Source organism: Roseateles sp. GW821-FHT09H11 (assembly GCF_059415845.1).
Genome location: NZ_JBWKOA010000003.1, coordinates 271851 through 291330 on the forward strand (window position 1 = coordinate 271851; position 19480 = coordinate 291330).

Below are 19480 nucleotides of genomic sequence, written 5' to 3' on the forward strand. Positions count from 1 at the left end.
CTGTGGGAATGCCTCCATTCTTCGGATCGGCGTGTCAGCAGGAAGCCGGAGAACTGATCAATAATCGAGGCGCCTTGTGCATTTCGTCAGCGAACTCTGACGAAATGCCGTGAAATCCGGGTTAACCCAGGGCGGTCCGCGCGCAAGGCGGCCGCCGGCGCACCAACATGGACACACTCGACCATCAACTGATCGCGCTGCTGCGCCAGGACGCCCGCGCCAGCATCGCGACGCTGGCGCACAAGCTGAAGGTCTCGCGCGGAACCGTGACCAACCGGCTGACGCGGCTGGAGGACAGCGGGCAGATCGTCGGCTACACGGTGAAGCTGCGGGCCGACGTGGTCCAGCCGCACATCACGGCGTGGATGAGCATCGCCGTGGAGGGCAACCGCACGCGCGAGGTCGTCGGCATCCTGCTCGGCGAGCCCGGCGTGGCGGGACTGTTCGATACCAACGGACGCTGGGACCTGCTGGCCGAGCTGCGCGCGGACAGCCTCAATGAGCTGGCCGAGATCCTGGAACGCGTGCGCCTGATCAAGGGCATCGGCGCGACCGAGACCAGCATCCACCTGCAGACGTACAAGCTGGCCTGAGCGCGTCGGCGCGTCGGCGCGTCAGCGCCTCTGAGGCTCCACGCTTCGGGCGGACGTCGGCGCATCGTCGTCGTCCGGCTCGGGCGCATCCGGCTCGAGCTGGAAGCGGCCGTCGCGCAGCTCCATGCGCGTGCGCTGCACCACCGCGCGGAGCGCGTTGCACGCACCCTCGTTGAAGCGCAGCACGATCTCGACACGCGGGCCGCGTCCGGGGCTCAGCACGCTGACGCCCGACGTCTGCGGCGCCGCATTCGCGCCGCAGGCGAGCGGCCCGGGCTTGTTGTCGAAGCCGAGTTCCGCGCCGAGCTGCATCTCGCCGTCGCGCTCGAGCACCAGCCGTTCGGTGCGGCTTTCGCGCCCGCGGTCGACGTCGTAGCGGCGGCTGCGCAGGATCCAGCGCTCGTCGGCGATCTGCAGCAGTTGCAGGTCCTCGTCGCCGGAGCCGGGCGCGCCCGGCATCAGCAGCAGGCCCTTGGCGCGGAGCTTCCAGCGGCCGGCCTCGTCGGCGGCCAGCACGGCGGCGCCGAGCGCCGGCACGCAGGCCGCGCAGCGGAACTGGTCGCGCGGGCCGGGCGTCAGCTGGTAGACCAGCATCAGCTTGTCGACGTTCGATTCGACGTAACGCGCGCGGAAGACCTCGCGGATCTCCGCGCGCAGGGTCGGCGATCGCCCGCCGAAGAAGGCTGCCGCGCGTTCGTGGCGCCAGGTGTTGCCCCCGTAGACCAGCTTCATCGCCGTGGCGGCATCGGGCGGCTTGTCGATGGCGATGGGGATCTGGGCGCGCACCGCCGCCGTGACGAGCAGCAGCAACGCCGCGGCGCACAGGCGACGAAGGAGGCCGAGGCTGCGGCGGTGGGCGAGGGGCTCGTGCACGAAGGGCGGGCTCGGCGTGTGGCGAAGTCGCGATCATCGCCGAGCCGCGCGGCCCCCGGGTACAGTCCCCGCCCATGAGCCGTCCCGACGCCACTGCCCCCGTGATCCGCAGCCTGCTGGAGACCGATCTCTACAAGTTCACGATGTGGCAGGCGATGCTGCATCGCTATCCGCAGGCGCAGGCCGAGTACCGCTTCGCCTGCCGCAACACGCCGCAGTACCCGCTGGCGGAGCTGGTCGCGGACCTGGAACGCGAAATCGACCACCTCTGCGCGCTGACCTTCCGCGCCGACGAGCTGGAGTACCTGAGCGGCCTGCGCTTCATGAAGCCGGACTTCATCGACCTGCTGCGCATCTTCCGCTTCCAGCGCGCGTTCATCACGGTGCGCGCGGACGGCGAGAAGCTCGACATCGTCGTGCGCGGTCCGCAGGTCCACGTCATGGCCTTCGAGATCTTCGTGCTGGCGATGGTCAACGAGCTGTACTTCCGTCGCTTCGACCAGGCGGCCGCGATCGAGGAGGGGCGCCGACGGCTGGCGGAGAAGATCGCCTCGATCCGGACCTTCGCGCGCGACGAGGCGCCGCGCCGCCACCCGTTCCAGTTCTTCGACTTCGGCCTGCGGCGGCGTTTCTCCGGCGCCTGGCACGAGGAGGTCCTGCGCACGCTGCGCGACGAGTTGCCGGAGACCTTCCGCGGCACCTCCAACGTGCTGCTGGCCAAGGAGCTCGAGCTGGTGCCGATCGGCACGATGGCGCACGAGTACCTGCAGGCCTACCAGGCCACTGGCGTGCGCCTGCGCGACCACCAGAAGGCCGCGCTCGAGGACTGGGTCCAGGAGTACCGCGGCGACCTCGGCATCGCGCTGACGGACGTCATCGGTATGGACGCGTTCCTGGCCGACTTCGATCTCTACTTCGCCAAGCTGTTCGACGGACTGCGCCACGATTCGGGCGATCCGGTCGAATGGGGCGAGAAGGCCTTGGCGCACTACGACCAACTGCGCATCGACGCCAACACCAAGCGCCTGGTGTTCTCCGACGCGCTCGACATGCCCAAGGCGCTGGCGCTGTACCGGCACTTCGCGGACCGCGTCCAGCTGGGCTTCGGCATCGGGACCAAGCTCAGCAACGACGTGGGCCTGCCGACGCTGAACATCGTCATCAAGCTCACCCACGTCAACGGTCAGCCGGTGGCCAAGCTCTCGGACAGTCCCGGCAAGACCATGTGCGAGGACCAGACCTTCCTGGCCTACCTGCGGCAGGTGTTCAACGTGAAGCCGGCTGACGGCTGACGGCTGACGGCTGTCACGCCGGTGCGGGACGGCGGTGCCGACCTCTGTCGGCGCGCGGCCGGCCGGATGCGCGCCGCTCAGTCGCGATGCGCCGTGATCCGATGGACGACGGGACCGGCCAGCAGTGGCGTGGGTTTGCCTTCGACCCAGTCCTGATGTCCCGCGCCGTAGAACGGCGACATCGGATGGCCGCTCTGTCCGCCCGGCATCGACAGCCAACCCTGCTCCTCGCGGCCCGGCGACACGACCAGCCGTTCCGACTGTCCGAACGCGGGTCCGGCGACATGGGGCAGGTTGCTGTCGCCGCTCTGCGGCAGCGACGGCATGTCGAGCCAGCGGGACAACGCCGGGATGGCCTTGGCCAGCGGATGCTGGATGCGACTCGCGTTCTGCGCGCCCCAGGTGGCGCCGCCGAGGTTGCCGTCCGGCGCGATCTCGCGGGCCGCGCCGTCCAGTTGCGCCAGCAGCAGCGCATCCCAGCTCGCGAACGCGGCCGGCAACAGGTGCGGTGGCCGTTCGTCGACGGCGCGCGCGGCGCTGTACTCGAACTGGTTGCGCCAGCGCATGCGCCGTGCCGGGTCGAGCTGCCGCTCGCCGAGCGCTGGCAGCGTCCACGCATCCCACAAGGTGTCCAGCACCCGCAGGCGCGTCTGGCGCACCAGCCGGTAGGCCGCCGAATCCGCATCGGCGCGGCCGTTCCAGTTCTCCAGCAGCTGCACGAAGGCGCGGTGCGTCGGATTGGCGCCGGCATCGGTGCGGGACGCCGCCAGCAGACGCGCCGCCCAGGTCTTCATGAAGCGCGCCTCGTCGTCCTGGTGGATGGCGCCGATCGAGGCCTCGTCATGCTTCTCCCGGGCCGAGAGCCGGTCGCGGATCTGCTGCGCGCGCGCGCCCAGGTCGAAGCCGCCGTCGCCCAGCAGCTCGCCCGGCGCGCCGTCGAGCTGGCGGTTGTTGGCGGTCCACAACTGACCCTGGGCAGGAGAGAGCACCTGCGGCGCACGATCCGGATCGAGCCAGTCGCGCCGCATCGCCGACGGTGCGATGAACCGGCCGTAGCCCTCGGGCAGAGCCGGCTGCGCCCACAGGCGTCCGGCGACGGTCCAACCGATCTGGCCATCGCGATCGGCGGCGAGCAGGTTCTGGTGCGGCATGCCGGCGCGTTGTGCGAGCGCCAGCGCCTCGCTGACGTGACGCACCTGCAGCATGCGGTCGAGTTCCAGGTTGTAGGCCGCCCCTTGGTGCGCAATCCAGTGCAGCGCGAAGCGGCGTCCACTGTCGACGGTCACGATCGGCGCGTCGTCGATCTCGTTCACGTCCAGCGTCACCGCCGGACCGCCGTGGACCTCGATCGTTTCGGTGCGCGTCGAGACCTTCGCATCGGGCGGGACCTCGATCCAGTCGAACCATTGCCCGTAGGCATTGGAGAATCCCCAGGCGACGGCCCCGTTGGAGCCCACCACCAGCGCCGGCAGGCCGGGCAGCGTCACGCCCGCCGCGCGCAGGCCGCCCGGTCCGGCACCGATCTGGAACTGCGCGCGGTACCAGATGCTGGGCACGCCCAGGCCCAGGTGCATGTCGTCGGCCAGGATCGCGCCGCCATGCGTGGAGCGGGAACCGGCGACCGCCCACTGGTTGCTGCCCAGGACCGGCAACTCTCCATTTGAGCGGGCGCTGGCCGGCGTGCCCGCCGGGATGCTGGCGGGTGCGCTGGCCGACGTGGCGGGCGTCGCCGGGGCGCGGGCCTGGCTCACGTCGAGCTGTTCCGGCGTCGGCATCGGCGGCGAGGGCAACTGGCTGCCGTCGAGCGCCGCGTCCCAGCGACCGCCGCGCGGGCTGAGCCAGTCGAAGAGCGCATCGCCGGCGTGCTCGCGCAGCGTCGCGCGGTCGAAGCCCGCCTCGAAGCTGCCGGACTGCAGCATGAAGTACATCTCCGAGATCACCAGCAAGGAGTCCACCGGCGTCCAGTCCTGCGGCCTGGCGCGCAGCAGCAGGTACTGCCAGGGGCGCATCGGCAACGCGTGGAGGCCGGCGTTGACGCCCTCCGTGTATGCGAGCAGCAGCAGCCGGTCCTCGCCGGACAGTCCTTCGAAGCGGTCGGTCAGCCGCGCGCGCAGGCGGTGGACGCGGCGGGCGCGGTCGCGCTCCAGCGCCTTGGCGCCGAACAGCGCGGACAGCTCGCCGGCCGCAGAACGGCGCGTCAGGTCCATCTCGAAGAAACGTTCCTGCGCATGCGCGAAACCCAGCCCGCGAGCGACGTCCAGTCGCGTGCGGCCCTCGACCACCAGCGTGCCCAGCGCGTCGCGGCCCAGGCTGACCGGCGCGCTCAGGCCGGGGATCTCGGCGTCGCCCTCCAGCTGCGGCAGGCTGGCGCGTACGCAGGCCCAGGTCGCGATGACCAGCGCCACCAGCAGGAACGGCAGCCCGACCAGGCTCCGCACGGTCCAGCGCCGCAGCGCGCTCTTTCCATTCATGTGCTCTCCTGCTCCGGGCCCTGATGGCGGCCTCGATGTCGGGTCCTGATTTCGGGCCGCGATTGTGCGTGCGCGCTGCAACAGCATTGCTACAGAGCTTCCCTAGAATCCCGCGCCATGCCCCGAGACGACCGCGACCATACCAAGCCTGTCCCCGCCCTGCCGGCGCTGCCTTCCCGCCGACGCTGGCTGACCGCCGCCGGCGCGCTGGGGTTGAGCGCGCTGAGCGCCTGCTCGACGCTCACCACCTCCTCGGCGACGCCGCCGGTCGTGGCAACACCCGACCCCGAACTGCCGACGCCCGTCACGCCCAAGCCCATTCCCAAGCCGCCGCGCGTGGGCCTGGCGCTGGGCGGCGGCGCGGCGCGCGGCTTCGCGCACATCGGCGTGATCCAGGTGATGGAGGAGAACGGCATCAAGGTCGACCTCGTCTGCGGCACGTCGGCCGGCAGCCTGGTCGGCGCGCTGTATGCGGCGGGTCGGACCGGCAAGGAACTGCAGACCGTCGCGGAGGCGATGGACGAGGGCGCCATCACCGACTGGACCTTCCCGATGCGCGGCCTGATCCGCGGCGAGGCGCTGGCGCGCTACGTCCGTCAGATGACGGGCAACCGCGGGCTGGAGCAGTTGCCGCTGCCGCTGGGCATCGTCGCGACGGACCTGGGCGACGGCTCGCCGATCCTGTTCCGGCAGGGCGACGTGGGCACCGCGGTGCGCGCGTCGAGCGCGGTGCCGGCGGTGTTCCAGCCGGTCAAGATCGGCAACCGCGAGTACGTGGACGGCGGCCTGGTCGCGCCAGTGCCGGTGCGTTTCGCCAAGCAGATGGGCGCCGAGTTCGTCATCGCCGTCGACATCGGCGAACCGCCCGATCCCAAGATCCCCGGCGACGCGATGCGCATGCTGCTGCAGACCTTCTCGATCATGGGCAAGTCGATCAACCAGTACGAGCTGCAGGGCGCGGACGTCGTGCTGCGGCCCAAGCTGGACGGCTTCAGCGGCTCGGACTTCACCACGCGCCGCCGCGCCATCGCGCTCGGGCGCGAGGTGGCAACGGCGATGCTGCCGGAGATCCGCAGGAAGATCGCGGCGAAGACGCGCTGAGCGCCGCCTTGGCACGGCCTCCGTGTCGCTGATCGGATCGGGGACGGTGGCGGACCGGGGCCGCCGTCGCACGGCTCAGAGCCGTTCGCCGCGCGCGCTCGCCTCGATCAGCTTGTCCAGGCGGGCGAGCTGCGTCTCGGGCTTCTTCGCGCTGAGGATGTGCCAGATGCTGGTGCGGCGGTAGCCGTCCGGCTGCGCCTGGAAGAACGCCCAGGCCTTGGCGTCGCGCATGAAGATGACCTCGTGCGACGGCGAGAGCTCGACCAGTTCCTTGGGTTGCTCGAACGCGTAGACGCGCGAGCGCTCTTCCTGCCGGCGCTCGAACGCCGCGAGGCCGGCGGGCTTCATCCGGCCTTCCTGGATCAGCGCCTCGGCGCGACCGATGTTCACGGCGCTCCAGATCGACACCGCCTTGCGCGGCGTGAAGCGGATCTTGTAGCGCTTGTCATCGATGCGGGTACGCACGCCATCGATCCAGCCGTGGCACAGCGCCTCGTCGACCGACTCGGGCCAGGCCAGGCTGGGCTCGCCGGTCGCGCGCTTGTGGAAGCCGACCAGGACCTCCGTGGCCGTGGCGGCATGCTCGTCGAGCCAGGCGCGGAACGCCGCGGCGCTGGCGAAGAAGATCGGGGTGCGGGTGGCCATGGGGCGCCAGTATGCCAACCCTCACCCCCGCCTCTCCCGCAGGCGAGGAGAGGCTGCATCGTCGGTGTCTGGATCTCCGTCGCCCGCGCGCGGCGAGGGCAGGAAGGCGGAGCGTTCGCGTTCAGGCGACCTTGAACACGGACACCACCTCGGACAGACGCTGCGCCTGCTCGCGCAGCGAGCCGGAGGCGGCGGTCGATTCCTCGACCAGCGCGGCGTTCTGCTGCGTCATCTGGTCCAGGTTCGCGACGGCCTGGTTGACTTGCGAAATGCCGTCGCGCTGCTCGATGGCAGCGGCGGAGATCTCGGCCATCAGGTCGGTGACGCGGCGCACGCCATGGACGATCTCGTCCATCGTGCGGCCCGCTTCGGCGACGTCCGACGAGCCGGCCTCGACCGTCTCCACCGAGCGGTTGATCAGCGTCTTGATTTCCTTGGCCGCCTCCGCGCTGCGCTGCGCCAGCGTGCGGACCTCCGACGCCACGACGGCGAAGCCCTTGCCGTGCTCGCCCGCGCGCGCCGCCTCGACGGCCGCGTTCAAGGCGAGGATGTTGGTCTGGAACGCGATGCCGTCGATGGTGCCGATGATGTCGGCGATGCGGATCGAGGAGGCGCTGATCTCCTGCATCCGCGACACGACCTGTCCGACAACGTGGCCGCCGCGCGTCGCCGCGGCGGCGGCGCTGTCGGCCAGCTGGTTGGCCTGCCGCGCCGTGTCGGCGGACTGGCCGACCGCGCCGGTCAGCTGTTCCATGCTCGACGCGGTCTCCTCCAGATTGGCCGCCGTCTGCTCGGTGCGCGCCGACAGGTCCTGGTTGCCGACGGCGATCTGCGACGAGGCGCTCGACACCGACTCCACGCCGTCGCGCACCTGCGCCACCACGGACTGCAGCTGACCGACCATGCGCATCAACGCGGTCTGCAATTGGGCCACCTCGTCGCGGCCTTGCACGCGCAGCGTGCGGGTCAGATCGCCCGCAGCGACCGCCTCGGCGATCACGACCGAGGCCGCCAGCGGCCGGGTGATCTTGCGGGTGATGGCCAGGCCCAGCGCCGCGCCGATCGCGACGGCCAGCAGGGTCATGCCGACGATCATCCACTGGCTGCGGGCGTAGATCCGGTCGCCCAGATCGTCGGCCGCGGCGGCGCCGGCGGTGTTGATCTCGACCAGATCGTCCACGGCCTTGCCCATGGCCTCGTACGTCGGCAGGCTGTCGACGGCGAGCAGGCGCCTGGCCGTGTCGTCCTCGCCGTGCAGCGCGGCCTCGACCAGCTTGACGTTGTCCGCCCGGTACGCGTCCCACAGGCCAAGGAGCTGCCGCAGCTTCTCGCCCTCGGCGGGCGACGACACCATCGGCTCGTAGGCCTTCAGCCGCTGTTCGATGCCCTGGCGGCCTTGCACGACCTTCTCGGCATAGGTGGCGCGTGCATTGCCCTCCGTCAGCAGGAGCCGGTACTCCCGGGTGCGCAGCCGCGTGACCTCCTGGTTGATCGACTGCGCGGCGCGGGACGAGGGCAGCCAGTTCGATGCCATGTCGGTGGCGGTGTCGTTGACGCGACCCAGCTGGAACAGGGCCAGGGCGCCCAGCAGCACGGTGATCAGGAGAACGCAGGAAAAGGCCAGGCTGAGCTTGGCGCCCACGGACAGGCGGTCGAGCATGAGGAACTCTTTGCAGGTGGAGGAACCCGCAAAAGAGGCGCGGGCATGCCGTTTGCAGCTATTTTCGTACGCGTACGTGATTAGCAATGATGCTTAACAACCAGGGTTCGTGAGTATTTAACGTGGTCCCCGGTGTGAGATAACGTACGCCGACAATAACCTTCAGAGACAGGAACGCCGTGCGAAACAACGATCAGGACCCCGACCGCGAGCGGCCCCGGCTGCGGCGCGGTCCGGCCGAGATGGCCGCGCTCAAGCGCGAGATGCTGGAGCGCGCGCGCAAGATCTACCGCGACGAAGGCGTCGAAGCGCTCAGCATGCGCCGGCTGGCGCATGAGCTCGGCATCTCGACGATGGCGATCTACAGCTACTTCGAGAGCAAGAAGGCGCTGCTGGACGGCCTGTGGATCGAGGTGTTCGAGTCGCTGACCGATGAACTGCTGGATGCATCCAAGGACCAGCGCGGGCCGCGCAAGGTGCTGGAGGCGCACACGCGCTGCCTGCTCGACTTCTGGGAGCGGCATCCGGAGCAGTTCCGCATGATCTACATGTCGCTGACGCAGACCGGCACGCTGGAGGAGATCGGCCAGGCCCAGCAGCCCGTGTACAACCGGCTGCTCGGGCTGATGCGGGAACGTGTCGCCGCCTGCGCGCCCGACGGCTTCGAGCCGGGTGAGGTCGCGATCCGCTCGATGTGCGACCAGATGTCGGTGCGGACCATGGGCTACCTGATGATGGTGATCGGCCTGCCGCGCTACCCGCTCTACGATCGGGAGGCGCTGCGCGAGTTCACCGTCCAGGGCGTGCTGCGCGACGTGGCGGACCAGTATGTGCGGTTCGCCGCAGGCGCCACCGTCCCCCCCGCGCCGGCCGCGTCATCGACGGCCGCGGACTGAAGCCCGCGGGCTCACGCGCCGGTCACGCGCCCATCACGCGGGCGCCTGGGCGATTGCCGGAGCACCGTCCCGGTGCCCGTGACGCCCCGTGGGGCGCGGCAGAAGAGGCGCCGCGCGGAGACTGCGGCGATCCCGATCCGTACAGGCGAAAAAAAGCCCAGCATGAAGCTGGGCTTGAAGGGCACTTGGGAAGCTTGACTTCCTTGGGTACCGAGGAGACAACCGATACGGCAACTCGTTCGCTCAGGCCGTGGCGCGCTTGGCGCTGCGGGTGGCGTTCTGGGTCGCCTTCACCGCCGTGTTGGTCACGGCGTTGAAGTTGGATTCCGCGATGTCGGTGGCTTGCTTGGCGGCCTTGTTCAGGGTTTCGTAAGCGTTGTTGGCCGCAGCGACCGCCGACTTCACCAAAGCAACAGCATTTTCCGTGCCAGCCGGTGCGTTCTTGGTCGCGTTGTCGACGACGGCGCCGAACTTGACCTGGGCGTCAGCCACTTGCGACTCGGCCAGCTTGACGAACTCCGAGGAGGTCGACGTCGCGATGTCGTACAGGTGGCGGCTGTAGGCGACGGCCTTTTCAGCCGACGGTTGCAGCAGCGCGGCCTGCAGGGCCCACAGCTCTTGCGGATCCTTGACCGTGATCGCCTGCTGGGCGGTTTCGGCGGCTTCGCCGAGCGCGGTCTTGGCGACCTGCAGGTTCAGCTCGACCAGCTTTTCATAGCCTTCGAAGGCCTTGGCGGTCAGGCCGAACCACGAGGCTTGCAGGTTCTTTTGTTGGTCGAGCACTTGGTCAGCAGTCAGCATGCGAAATCTCCTTAAGGAATGAGGTCAGCCGGGGAAAACGCGGCGGGCTGAGCGCCGTCGCCACACATTTGTTGCGGTGCAGCATGTAATCAGTATAGGACCGCGTCCGATGATTGCAAGCACTTTTTGTGCATTGCAGCAAAGTTCGGCCACCGGCGCTCTCACGACGCCCTGGACGCCTGCCGGAGCGGGGTTCCGGGCCCTCTGCTAGGGTTGGACCATGCTCGCCTTCCATTACGACCATTTGACGCTGGCGCTGCCGCCAGGTCACCGCTTCCCGCAATCCAAGTACCAGATGCTGCGCGAGCGGGTCGAGCGGAACCCGGGCGTGATGCGGCCCCAGGTGGCGGAAGCTGCCGGGACGGAGGCGCTGGCACTGGTCCACACGCCCGACTACATCGACGCGGTCCTGCACGGCACCCTGAGCGCGGCGGCGCAGCGCGAGATCGGCTTCCCCTGGGCGCCGGGGCTGCCGCGGCGCTCGATGTGCTCCGTGGGGGCGACCATCGCCGCGGCGTGCGCCGCCCTGGAGGAGGGCGTCGCCGCCAGCCTGGCGGGCGGCACGCACCATGCGTATGCGGACAAGGGCAGCGGCTTTTGCGTGTTCAACGACGTCGCCGTCGCGGCGCGGCTGATGCAGGCCGAATGGCACCGTCGACATCCCGGGGGGCGGGGACTGCGCGTGCTGGTCGTCGACCTGGACGTCCACCAGGGCAACGGCACGGCGAGCATCTTCCGCGACGACGACAGCGTGTTCACCCTCTCGATCCACGGCGACAAGAACTTCCCCTTCCGCAAGGAGTCCAGCGACCTGGACGTCGGCCTGCCCGACGCCTGCGGCGACGCGGTCTACCTCGACGCGCTGGAGGCGGCGCTCGCCGAGGTCTGGCGACGGATGGCGGACTGGCCGCCCGGGCTGGCCTTCTACCTTGCCGGCGCCGACCCGCACGAGGGCGACCGGCTCGGCCGCCTCAAGCTCAGTGCCGACGGCCTGCTGCGCCGCGACCACCTCGTGCTGGAGGCGCTGTTCGATCGCCGCATCCCGGTCGCGCTGAGCATGGCGGGCGGCTACGGCGAGGACCTGAACGTCACCGTCGATGTGCAGATGCGGACGCTGGACGCCGCGGCGCGTGCATGGGAGCGCTGGCGGCACGCCGACTTGAATCGGACACCCGCCACGTCGACCGGCAGTAGCCCGCGCGACACCTGACCCCGCGCGGCGGTGGAAGAATCGGCGCATGACCGCCGACACCACCGCTTCCGCCGCCGAGGCCCGTCCGGCCCCCGAGCCGCGGGAGGCCTTCGCCCGCTTCCTGCCGGTCCCGACGCGCTGGATGGACAACGATCTCTACGGCCACCTGAACAACGTCGTCTACTACAGCCTGTTCGACACGGCGGTGAACCGCTATCTGATCGAGCAGGGCGCGCTGGACCTGCACCAGGGCGAGGTCATCGGCCTCGTCATCGAGACGCACTGCAACTTCTTCGCGTCGCTGGCCTTCCCGCAGCATGTGGAGGCCGGCTTGAGGGTGGCCAGGCGCGGCCGCTCCAGCGTCCGCTACGAGATCGGCCTGTTCGCCGACGGCGAGCCCTTGTGCGCGGCGCGCGGTCACTTCGTCCACGTGTATGTCGATCGCCAGACGCGACGCCCGGTGGCGCAACTGCCCGAGTCCTACGTGAAAGCGCTCAGCGCGCTGGAGATGCCATGACCTTCCCCGCTTCCTTCCCCGATCCCTTCGTCCCGCCCACGCCCGAGCAGTCCGCCGCCGTCGAGGCCGCGATCGTCACGCGGCATTCGATGCGCGCGTTCCTGCCGACGCCGGTGCCGCGCGCGCTGATCGAGGAGCTGCTGGCCGTCGCGGCCCGCGCGCCGTCGGGCACGAACACGCAGCCCTGGCAGGTCCACGTGCTGACGGGCGCGGCCAAGGACCGGCTGGTCACGCGCATCCAGGCGGCGTACGACGATCCCGAGGAACTCGCCACCCACGGCGAGGAGTACGCCTACTACCCGCGCGAGTGGATCTCGCCCTACATCGACCGCCGCCGCAAGGTCGGCTGGGACCTGTACGGCCTGCTGGGCATCACCAAGGGCGACAAGCTGCGCATGCACGAGCAGCACGGCCGCAACTACCGCTTCTTCGACGCGCCGGTCGGCCTGATGTTCACCATCGACCGCGTGATGCAGCAGGGCAGCTGGCTGGATTACGGCATGTTCCTGCAGAACCTCATGGTCGCCGCCCGCGGTCGCGGCCTGCACACCTGCCCGCAGGCGGCGTTCACCCAGTTCCACCGCGTGATCGCGGAGGAACTCGGCCTGTCGCCGCAACAGCAGCTGGTCTGCGGCATGTCCCTGGGCTACGCGGATCCGGCGGCCGTCGAGAACACGCTGGTCACCGAGCGCGATGCGGTCGCGTCGTTCACCCGCTTCCTCGAATGACCCGTCGGCGCTGAATCGCGCCAGCCGACGGCGAGGCACGACGGACTCGTGGGCGATCCGCGAGCGGGCGCGGCGCCCGTCCGGCCTACAGTTGGCGCTTCCCTGCAAGGAGATGCGCCCATGAGCAAGCCCAGCGTCCTGGTGGCCCGCAAGACCTTCGACGACATCGTCGACCGGCTGCGCCCGCACTTCGAGGTCGAGACCAACGACAGCGACACCGGCTGGTCGCAGGACGAGCTGATCCGGCGCCTGCAGGGCAAGTCCGGCGCATACATTGCCGGCGGCGACAAGATCGACGCGACGCTGCTCGACGCCTGTCCCGACCTGAAGGCCGTCTGCACGATGGCCGTCGGCTACAACAACATCGACGTGCCGGCCTGCACCGCGCGCGGGGTCGTCGTGACCAACGCGCCGGACGTGCTGACCGAGACCACCGCCGACTTCGGCTTCGCGCTGATGATGGCCACGGCCCGCCGCATCACCGAGAGCGAACACTTCCTGCGCCGCGGCGAATGGAAGCAATGGTCGGTGACGATGTTCGCCGGCGCCGACCTCCATGGCGCGACGCTGGGCGTGCTCGGCATGGGCCGCATCGGCGCGGCGATCGCGCGGCGCGGGCATCTCGGCTTCGGCATGCCGGTGCTGTATCACAACCGCTCGCGGCTGCCGGCGGACCAGGAAGGACCGCTGGGCGCGCAGTGGGTCGAGAAGGACGAGCTGCTGCAACGCGCCGACCACCTGGTCATCGTCGTGCCGTACAGCGCGTCCTCGCACCACCTGATCGGCCAGCGCGAGCTGCGCCTGATGAAGAAGACCGCGACGCTGACCAACATCGCGCGTGGCGGCGTCGTCGACGACGCGGCGCTGGCCGCCGAACTCCAGGCCGGCACCATCGCCGCCGCGGGCCTGGACGTGTTCGAAGGCGAACCGACGGTGCACCCGGCGCTGCTCGCCTGCACGAACGTCGTGCTCACGCCCCACATCGCCAGCGCCACGATCGCGACGCGTCGCGCGATGAGCGATCTGGCCGTGGACAACCTGATCGCCGCGCTGACCGGCGGCGTGCCGCCGACGGCGCTGAATCCCGAGGTGCTGAAGCGCTGAGAGAATCGGACGCATGTCCTTTCCCGACCTGCTGCAGCTGGCCCTCTCCGGGCTGATCCTGATCCTTCTCGTCGTGGTGCTGCTCACCCGGCGACGGACCTCGGACGGCGACACCGCGGCGGCGCTGGCGCCGCTGATGCAGCAGTCGGGCGAACGCATCGAACGCCTGGAGCGCGCGCTGCGCGACGAGCTCAGCCGCGGCAACGCCGGGCTGCGCCAGGAGACGCTGGCGACGCTGACGCAGTTCCAGCAGGCGCTGGCCCAGCAAGCGGCGCGCGCGCGTGAGGCGCAGGACGCCGCCGCGTCCCGCATGACGACGGCGCTGACCGAACAGCTGCAGGCGCTGGCGCAGCGCAACGAGGCCGGCCTGGCCGAGACGCGCCGCACCGTCGAGGCGCGCCTGCAGGCGATCCAGCAGGACAACGAGAAGAAGCTCGAGCAGATGCGGGCGACCGTCGATGAGAAGCTGCACGCCACGCTGGAGCATCGCCTGGGCGAGAGCTTCAAGCAGGTCGCGGAGCGGCTGGAGCAGGTCTACCGCGGCCTGGGCGAGATGCAGACGCTGGCGCGCGATGTCGGTTCGCTGAACCGCGTGCTGACCAACGTCAAGACGCGGGGCATCTTCGGCGAGGTGCAACTGGCGGCGCTGCTGGAGCAGGTCTTCACGCCCGAGCAGTTCGCCTCGAACGTCGAGACCGTGCCGGGCACCGGCGCCCGCGTCGAGTTCGCGCTCAAGCTGCCGGGCCAGCGCGACGACGGCCAGCCGATCTGGCTGCCGATCGACGCGAAGTTCCCGCGCGAGGACTACGAGCGCCTGCTCGACGCCCAGGAGCGCGCCGACGCCCCCGCGGCGGAACTGGCCGGCCGTGCGATCGAGACCCGGCTGCGGCTGGAGGCGAAGAGCATCCGGGAGAAGTACCTCGGCCCGCCGCACACGACCGACTTCGCGTTGCTCTTCGTGCCCACCGAGGGCCTGTACGCCGAGGCGCTGCGCCGTCCCGGCCTGAGCGAGGCCCTGCAGCGCGAGCACAAGGTGATGCTGGTCGGCCCGACGACCCTGCTGGCGACGCTGTCCAGCCTGCAGATGGGCTTCCGCACGCTGGCCCTGGAGAAGCGCTCCGCGGAGGTGTGGGACGTGCTGCGTGCCGTCAAGACGGAGTTCGGCAAGTTCGGCGACGTGCTGGCCAAGACGAAGAAGAAGCTCGACGAGGCCAGCAACAACATCGAACTCGCCGAGCGGCGCACCCGCGTCATGACCCGCGAGCTGAAGTCCGTCGAGGCCCTGCCCGAGGACCAGGCCGCGCGCGTGCTGAAGCTGGGGGCCGGTGCCGTGGGCGACGCCGGCATCGGTACCGGAGGCGATGCCGAGCTCGAGGACGAAGGCGCCGCGGGATGAACGATGACGCGTCGGCGGCGAAGGGCTACACCGGGCTGAGCGCCGGTTTCGTGGCCGTGATCGCGTCACTCGTCGCGGTGCATGCCTGCATGGCGACGACGCGCGTCGCGGCCACGCTGTGGGTGTTGCACCAGGGCTACGGCGGCGGTTTCGTCGGCGTGCTGCTCAGCCTGTTCGCCGTCGCGCCGCTGGGCTTGTCGCTCTGGGCCGGCCGGCTGGCGGACCGCCACGGCTTCCATCGCCCGGTGGGCATCGGCGTGGCGATGGCCTTCGCCGGCGCGGTGCTGGCGCTGGTCGCGCAGGTGCTGGGCTGGATCTGGCTGCTGGCGTTGGGCTGTCTGCTGTGCGGCGGCGCGGTGGCGGTCGCGGCCGTGGCGATCCAGCGCGAGGCGGGCTTGATGGCGCGCGACGCCTCGCAGCTCAAGCGCGTGTTCAGCTGGGTGGCGCTCGGTCCGGCGCTGTCCAATGCGTTCGCGCCGGTCATCACCGGCATCGTCATCGACACGGCCGGATTCACGGCCGCGCTGGTGCTGTCGACGCTGTTGCCGCTCGCGGCCTGGGCGATCGCGTGCCGCGTGCCGCGTCATGCGCCCGCGCCCGCCGCCGTCGGCGTCAAACCGCGGCCTGCATGGGACCTGCTGAAGGACCGCGGCCTGCGCAACCTGCTGATCGTCAACGTCGCGATGTCGTCGTGCTGGGACGCCCACAGCTTCGTCGTGCCTGTCGTGGGCCATGCGAAGGGGCTGTCGGCGTCGAGCATCGGCCTGGTGCTGGGCAGCTTCGCGGCGGCGGCGACGCTGGTCCGCCTGGCCATCGTGCGCTGGGCCGACCGGATCGACGACGTGAAGGCGTTGCGCCTCGCGATGGCGGTCGCGACCTTCACGCTCATCGTCTATGCGTGGCTGCCGGGCACGCTCGGGCTGATGCTCGGTTCGGCGGTGCTGGGACTGGCGCTCGGCGCGGTGCAGCCGATGGTGCTCGCGACGATGCATCAGGTGACGCCGCCGGACCGCCACGGTCAGGCGCTCGGGTTGCGGATGCTGGCGGCCAACGGCGCGACCGTGGCAATGCCGCTGGGCTTCGGCGTGCTGGCCGCGGCGAGCGTCGCGGCCGCGCCGCTGTGGCTGATGGCGTCGGTGCTGGTCGGCGCGCAATGGGCCGCGCGCCAGATCGAGGCCCCTCCGCGCTGAACGTTCAGCCGCCCGGCGCGATGGCGACCTGCCGGCGCGCTTCCCTGTGCTTCATGGCGACGTACTCATCGAGCGACTGCTCGTGGAGCTGACGGGCATAACGCTCGGTGGCCGCGAACCAGTCGCGCAGTCGCCGGTCGAGCCGCTGCTCGGGCGGCACGGGCAGCGTGTCGAGGTAGGACTCGATCGCCAGGAAGTAGCGCATCGTGTTGCGCTCCGCGATGCCCTGGATGCCGCCGACATAACGGGGCCGGCCCTCGTCGTCGCGTCCGACCACGGTGAAGCCGACCTTGTCGCGACCTGACGTGGAGAGGTAGGCGCTGGTGGCCACCCGCGCCGCGAGGTTGTTCATGTAGGCATAGCGCAGCCGCACGAACGAGCGCTTCGCGTCGATCGGCACCGCCTCCAGCGTCAGCCGGTAGTGGCTGGTGCCCATCGGGCCCTTGTTCGCGCTCATCTCGACGAGCAGGTACTGCGGCTGCGCCGCCAGCACCTGGAAGCGGAAGTCGAGCGCGTAGGCGTCCTCGATGGGCTGATCGAACTTGCGGCCGACGGCCATGTGCAGCGTCGCGCCGGGTGCCGGGTCGTCCTCGACCGCGCAGCGCTTGACGTTGGCCGGCAGCGTCAGCAGGTCGCACCAGGCGTCGGCGTTGCGCAGCGCGCCGGACAGCGTGCCGAACGGATGCTGGACCACCGCATGCATCTCGCCGGTGGGGCGCTCGGTGCTGTCGGCGGAATTCAGCACGATCGGCTTCTGGAACGGACTCTTCGCGAGCTGCGGCGCCATCTGCTCGTACTGCGCGCGCAGGCCCGCGCCCTGCTCGGCGGAGACCTCGGTCGCGATCAGCAGCAGCGCCAGCAGCACCGCGGCGTGGGACAGCCAGAACATCGGACCATGGTGCGGCGCCGCCGGCTTCCGAGGCCGGTCGTGATGGCCGAAGGACGAATGGGGAAGGATCGAACGCATGGCGAACTCCTCGCGCGGTCGAGGGACCGTTCTTCCAGCTTAGGCGGGCGAGCGGCGTTCCCGGGTCGGCGCGCGGAGGCCGGCGCTGTCGGAGAACGCCGCGTCGCGGGCCTCAGGCCAATTCGGTGGGCGGCGCTGCGGCAGCGTGCAGGGCCGCTGCCCGTTCGACTTCCTTGTCCAGGCGATGCGCTCGGGTGATCAAGCGCGCGCTGCGCTTGTGGATCAGGTCTTGAATCACAGGGTCGGGCTCGGGATCGATGGCAAAGGGCTCTGCTTCGGGGCGAGGCGCCAAGGCCGGCGCCTGACCCGCCGGCCACAGCGCCGTCCAGACGGCGGAAGGGAGCATCAGATCGTCATCCACCGCGCAGCGTGCCAGCGCCAGCAGCTTCGTCAGCTCGGGCGTTGGCCGGCCCGTCGTCGCGGATCGATCCACCTGGCTCGGCGTCGCGGGATCCTGGCCGGCGCGCTGGCACTGGGCCAGCAGACGCAGGGCCTGCACGGTGTCCGCCGACGACGCACGTTCCGCCAGGAACGCCGCGAGACGCGCCGGATCGAAGCGCAACGCAAGCAGGGCGTCCGGCAGCGAGGGGTCTTCCAGCTTGCCGGCACCCATGCGATCCAGCAGACCGCGCGTGACCAGGACCTCGCCCATCAGAAACGCCGGCCCGTCGTCTCCTGTGCTTGCAGCCGGGCGATGCAGTGCGTGGCGCGCGTTCCACCACGCGAGCAGCGGCTCCGCATGCTGGCCGCCGCTGAGGATGAAGCTGCGTCCGTCCTCGACCACCTTGGGCGTGGCTCGCACGGACTCACCGTCCAGGGTCAGCATCAAGGTGCCGCCAGGCTGTCGGTGTCGCAGATCGTCGCCCGGTCCCAGCACCAGCTTGCGGCCTGCGGCTGAACCTTCTCCGCTGCCGATCGCGTTGGTGCGGACGCTGGCCGACAGGCCGGGCCGGTCGAATCCTTGCGGTCCTGCCGCGGCGCGGAGGAAGCGTGGTCCGAAAGGTTCGAACACGTCGTTGTCCATGTAGCAGCTGACGAGGCTGATGTGATCCGGCAAGGCCGGCATCTCCAGCCCGTCTTCCTTCGACAGCGTCCTGACGGCCTCGACCGCCACCGCGGCCAGCGCCTCGGGGTCGCGACCGGACAGGCGCATGCCGCCGGTGGCGGGGTTGACGGATGAGCCGCCCCGCAGCACCACGCGCAGCGAGGGCGGACGGCTCGACGCCCAGGGCGCGACATGCGGGGCCGGCAGCACGCGGCTCTGGCCTGCGGCGTCGATCTGCAAGGCGCGCACGCGGGGCAAGTCCTGGCACTTGACGTCCGGGATGAGGTAGGGCGAGAACTGCACGATGTACACGCGCTCGTGCTTCGCGGCGATCGGCGAACCCCCGGTGGACGTGTCCGCGCCATAGAGGTTGATCGGCGCCCAGTTGGCGACGTGCCGCTGCGGGGGGCGGCCAGGACACAGGAGCGAACGCAGTTCCCGGAGGTGGTGGCGCGGAAAACACCACAAGTCCCGGGCGGGATTGAACCGGCCGACGACGAGCTTGCTGGTCTGCAGGACGTCGCCGTCCAGCGCGAGCCGGGGAGGCAGGGGCCAGTAGGTGTCGCCCACGTCCATCGGAGCGTTTTGGAGTCGTTTCAGCAGATGCAGCGTGCCGGCGGCGAGCCGTTCCAGCCGAGGCAGGCCGGTGCCGTCCGCGCCAGGCACGCGCGGGCGGAACCGGAGCTCGGTGGCGCGTCCAGGGTCTCCCCCTGTCAACCGGGCGAGCCCGGCGTCGAGATCGACCGCGCAGCGGCAATCCGGACCCAGGTAGTCGACGAGCGCTGCCAGGCGGGGACAGTCCTTGAGCGCGACGGATCCGGGCGCGGGCGAGGCCGGCTCCAACAGGGCGTCCGCGGGGTCGGCGGAGGCGGGGGTGAGGGAAGGCAAGGAAAGCAATCGAAGCTCCGAACGTTTTGGCGGGCCGGCTGAGTGGTGCTTTCCCTGCCGATGGACACTGAGTCGCGGTGTTGGGCGGTGCAGATCGTTGGCCTAGGATGGTCGCCAACCC

General features: G+C 70.3%; 17 protein-coding genes. 10 read left to right on the plus strand and 7 right to left on the minus strand.

Annotation, left to right across the window (positions count from 1 at the left end; all coding sequences use genetic code 11):
* The first annotated feature begins 167 nt into the window (after positions 1-167).
* Positions 168-593, plus strand: a complete 426-nt coding sequence (locus AC07PR_RS12025; protein WP_377161224.1) for an Lrp/AsnC family transcriptional regulator — start codon at positions 168-170, stop codon at positions 591-593.
* 21 nt (positions 594-614) lie between these two features.
* Here the strand turns inward: AC07PR_RS12025 and AC07PR_RS12030 are convergent, their stop codons facing one another.
* Positions 615-1466 carry a hypothetical protein gene (locus AC07PR_RS12030; protein ID WP_495135449.1) on the minus strand — a complete coding sequence of 284 codons (852 nt, stop codon included), beginning with the start codon at positions 1464-1466 and terminating at the stop codon, positions 615-617.
* A 74-nt stretch (positions 1467-1540) separates the two neighbouring features.
* Between AC07PR_RS12030 and pncB the strand changes: the two genes are divergently transcribed.
* A complete protein-coding gene (gene pncB / locus AC07PR_RS12035) occupies positions 1541-2758 on the plus strand; it encodes a nicotinate phosphoribosyltransferase (protein ID WP_495135450.1) in 1218 nt (405 codons plus the stop codon).
* Between the two features lie 77 nt (positions 2759-2835).
* Here pncB and AC07PR_RS12040 read toward each other — a convergent pair whose 3' ends face one another.
* Positions 2836-5229 carry a penicillin acylase family protein gene (locus AC07PR_RS12040; RefSeq protein WP_495135451.1) on the minus strand — a complete coding sequence of 798 codons (2394 nt, stop codon included), beginning with the start codon at positions 5227-5229 and terminating at the stop codon, positions 2836-2838.
* A gap of 117 nt (positions 5230-5346) precedes the next feature.
* Here AC07PR_RS12040 and AC07PR_RS12045 point away from each other — a divergent pair, with 117 nt between their 5' ends.
* Positions 5347-6330 carry a patatin-like phospholipase family protein gene (locus tag AC07PR_RS12045; RefSeq protein ID WP_495135452.1) on the plus strand — a complete coding sequence of 328 codons (984 nt, stop codon included), beginning with the start codon at positions 5347-5349 and terminating at the stop codon, positions 6328-6330.
* A gap of 75 nt (positions 6331-6405) precedes the next feature.
* Here AC07PR_RS12045 and AC07PR_RS12050 read toward each other — a convergent pair whose 3' ends face one another.
* Both AC07PR_RS12050 and AC07PR_RS12055 read right to left on the minus strand, forming a co-directional pair.
* Positions 6406-6975 (minus strand): YdeI/OmpD-associated family protein, encoded by a 570-nt coding sequence (locus AC07PR_RS12050; protein ID WP_377161234.1) that lies wholly within the window; start codon positions 6973-6975, stop codon positions 6406-6408.
* Positions 6976-7096: 121 nt separating this feature from the next.
* Positions 7097-8635, minus strand: a complete 1539-nt coding sequence (locus tag AC07PR_RS12055; protein WP_377161236.1) for a methyl-accepting chemotaxis protein — start codon at positions 8633-8635, stop codon at positions 7097-7099.
* Positions 8636-8814: 179 nt separating this feature from the next.
* On the opposite strand from AC07PR_RS12055, the gene AC07PR_RS12060 reads away from it, so the two are divergent.
* Positions 8815-9531 (plus strand): TetR/AcrR family transcriptional regulator, encoded by a 717-nt coding sequence (locus AC07PR_RS12060; protein WP_377161238.1) that lies wholly within the window; start codon positions 8815-8817, stop codon positions 9529-9531.
* A 243-nt stretch (positions 9532-9774) separates the two neighbouring features.
* Here the strand turns inward: AC07PR_RS12060 and phaP are convergent, their stop codons facing one another.
* Positions 9775-10332: a TIGR01841 family phasin gene (phaP, locus tag AC07PR_RS12065; RefSeq protein ID WP_377161240.1), complete on the minus strand. Its 558-nt coding sequence runs from the start codon at positions 10330-10332 to the stop codon at positions 9775-9777.
* Between the two features lie 220 nt (positions 10333-10552).
* On the opposite strand from phaP, the gene AC07PR_RS12070 reads away from it, so the two are divergent.
* The 6 genes from AC07PR_RS12070 to AC07PR_RS12095 all read left to right on the plus strand — a co-directional run bounded on the left by AC07PR_RS12070 (position 10553) and on the right by AC07PR_RS12095 (position 16459).
* Entirely contained in the window at positions 10553-11542 is a 990-nt protein-coding gene (locus AC07PR_RS12070; protein ID WP_495135453.1) for a histone deacetylase family protein, read from the plus strand.
* A gap of 28 nt (positions 11543-11570) precedes the next feature.
* Positions 11571-12041: an acyl-CoA thioesterase gene (locus AC07PR_RS12075; RefSeq protein ID WP_495135454.1), complete on the plus strand. Its 471-nt coding sequence runs from the start codon at positions 11571-11573 to the stop codon at positions 12039-12041.
* Positions 12038-12769, plus strand: coding sequence for a nitroreductase (locus tag AC07PR_RS12080; protein ID WP_495135455.1), 732 nt, complete (start codon positions 12038-12040; stop codon positions 12767-12769). Before AC07PR_RS12075 ends, AC07PR_RS12080 begins: the two co-directional genes overlap by 4 nt.
* A 120-nt stretch (positions 12770-12889) precedes the next feature.
* The gene (locus AC07PR_RS12085; RefSeq protein ID WP_495135456.1) at positions 12890-13873 is read left to right on the plus strand and encodes a 2-hydroxyacid dehydrogenase; all 984 of its coding nucleotides are present in this window, start codon (positions 12890-12892) and stop codon (positions 13871-13873) included.
* 13 nt (positions 13874-13886) lie between these two features.
* Positions 13887-15269: a DNA recombination protein RmuC gene (locus AC07PR_RS12090; RefSeq protein ID WP_495135457.1), complete on the plus strand. Its 1383-nt coding sequence runs from the start codon at positions 13887-13889 to the stop codon at positions 15267-15269.
* Positions 15266-16459 carry an MFS transporter gene (locus AC07PR_RS12095; protein WP_495135458.1) on the plus strand — a complete coding sequence of 398 codons (1194 nt, stop codon included), beginning with the start codon at positions 15266-15268 and terminating at the stop codon, positions 16457-16459. The genes AC07PR_RS12090 and AC07PR_RS12095 overlap by 4 nt, the downstream gene beginning before the upstream one ends.
* A 4-nt stretch (positions 16460-16463) precedes the next feature.
* Here the strand turns inward: AC07PR_RS12095 and AC07PR_RS12100 are convergent, their stop codons facing one another.
* Positions 16464-17426 (minus strand): hypothetical protein, encoded by a 963-nt coding sequence (locus tag AC07PR_RS12100; protein WP_495135459.1) that lies wholly within the window; start codon positions 17424-17426, stop codon positions 16464-16466.
* A 112-nt stretch (positions 17427-17538) separates the two neighbouring features.
* Entirely contained in the window at positions 17539-19359 is a 1821-nt protein-coding gene (locus AC07PR_RS12105) for a hypothetical protein (RefSeq protein ID WP_495135460.1), read from the minus strand.
* Positions 19360-19480: the final 121 nt, after the last annotated feature.

Coding starts and splice junctions, on each gene's coding strand:
- AC07PR_RS12025 (WP_377161224.1), top strand. CDS start 168: ATGGACACACTCGACCATCAACTGATCGCGCTGCTGCGCCAGGACGCC.
- pncB (WP_495135450.1), top strand. CDS start 1,541: ATGAGCCGTCCCGACGCCACTGCCCCCGTGATCCGCAGCCTGCTGGAG.
- AC07PR_RS12040 (WP_495135451.1), bottom strand. CDS start 5,229: ATGAATGGAAAGAGCGCGCTGCGGCGCTGGACCGTGCGGAGCCTGGTC.
- AC07PR_RS12045 (WP_495135452.1), top strand. CDS start 5,347: ATGCCCCGAGACGACCGCGACCATACCAAGCCTGTCCCCGCCCTGCCG.
- AC07PR_RS12050 (WP_377161234.1), bottom strand. CDS start 6,975: ATGGCCACCCGCACCCCGATCTTCTTCGCCAGCGCCGCGGCGTTCCGC.
- AC07PR_RS12055 (WP_377161236.1), bottom strand. CDS start 8,635: ATGCTCGACCGCCTGTCCGTGGGCGCCAAGCTCAGCCTGGCCTTTTCC.
- phaP (WP_377161240.1), bottom strand. CDS start 10,332: ATGCTGACTGCTGACCAAGTGCTCGACCAACAAAAGAACCTGCAAGCC.
- AC07PR_RS12070 (WP_495135453.1), top strand. CDS start 10,553: ATGCTCGCCTTCCATTACGACCATTTGACGCTGGCGCTGCCGCCAGGT.
- AC07PR_RS12075 (WP_495135454.1), top strand. CDS start 11,571: ATGACCGCCGACACCACCGCTTCCGCCGCCGAGGCCCGTCCGGCCCCC.
- AC07PR_RS12080 (WP_495135455.1), top strand. CDS start 12,038: ATGACCTTCCCCGCTTCCTTCCCCGATCCCTTCGTCCCGCCCACGCCC.
- AC07PR_RS12085 (WP_495135456.1), top strand. CDS start 12,890: ATGAGCAAGCCCAGCGTCCTGGTGGCCCGCAAGACCTTCGACGACATC.
- AC07PR_RS12090 (WP_495135457.1), top strand. CDS start 13,887: ATGTCCTTTCCCGACCTGCTGCAGCTGGCCCTCTCCGGGCTGATCCTG.
- AC07PR_RS12095 (WP_495135458.1), top strand. CDS start 15,266: ATGAACGATGACGCGTCGGCGGCGAAGGGCTACACCGGGCTGAGCGCC.
- AC07PR_RS12100 (WP_495135459.1), bottom strand. CDS start 17,426: ATGCGTTCGATCCTTCCCCATTCGTCCTTCGGCCATCACGACCGGCCT.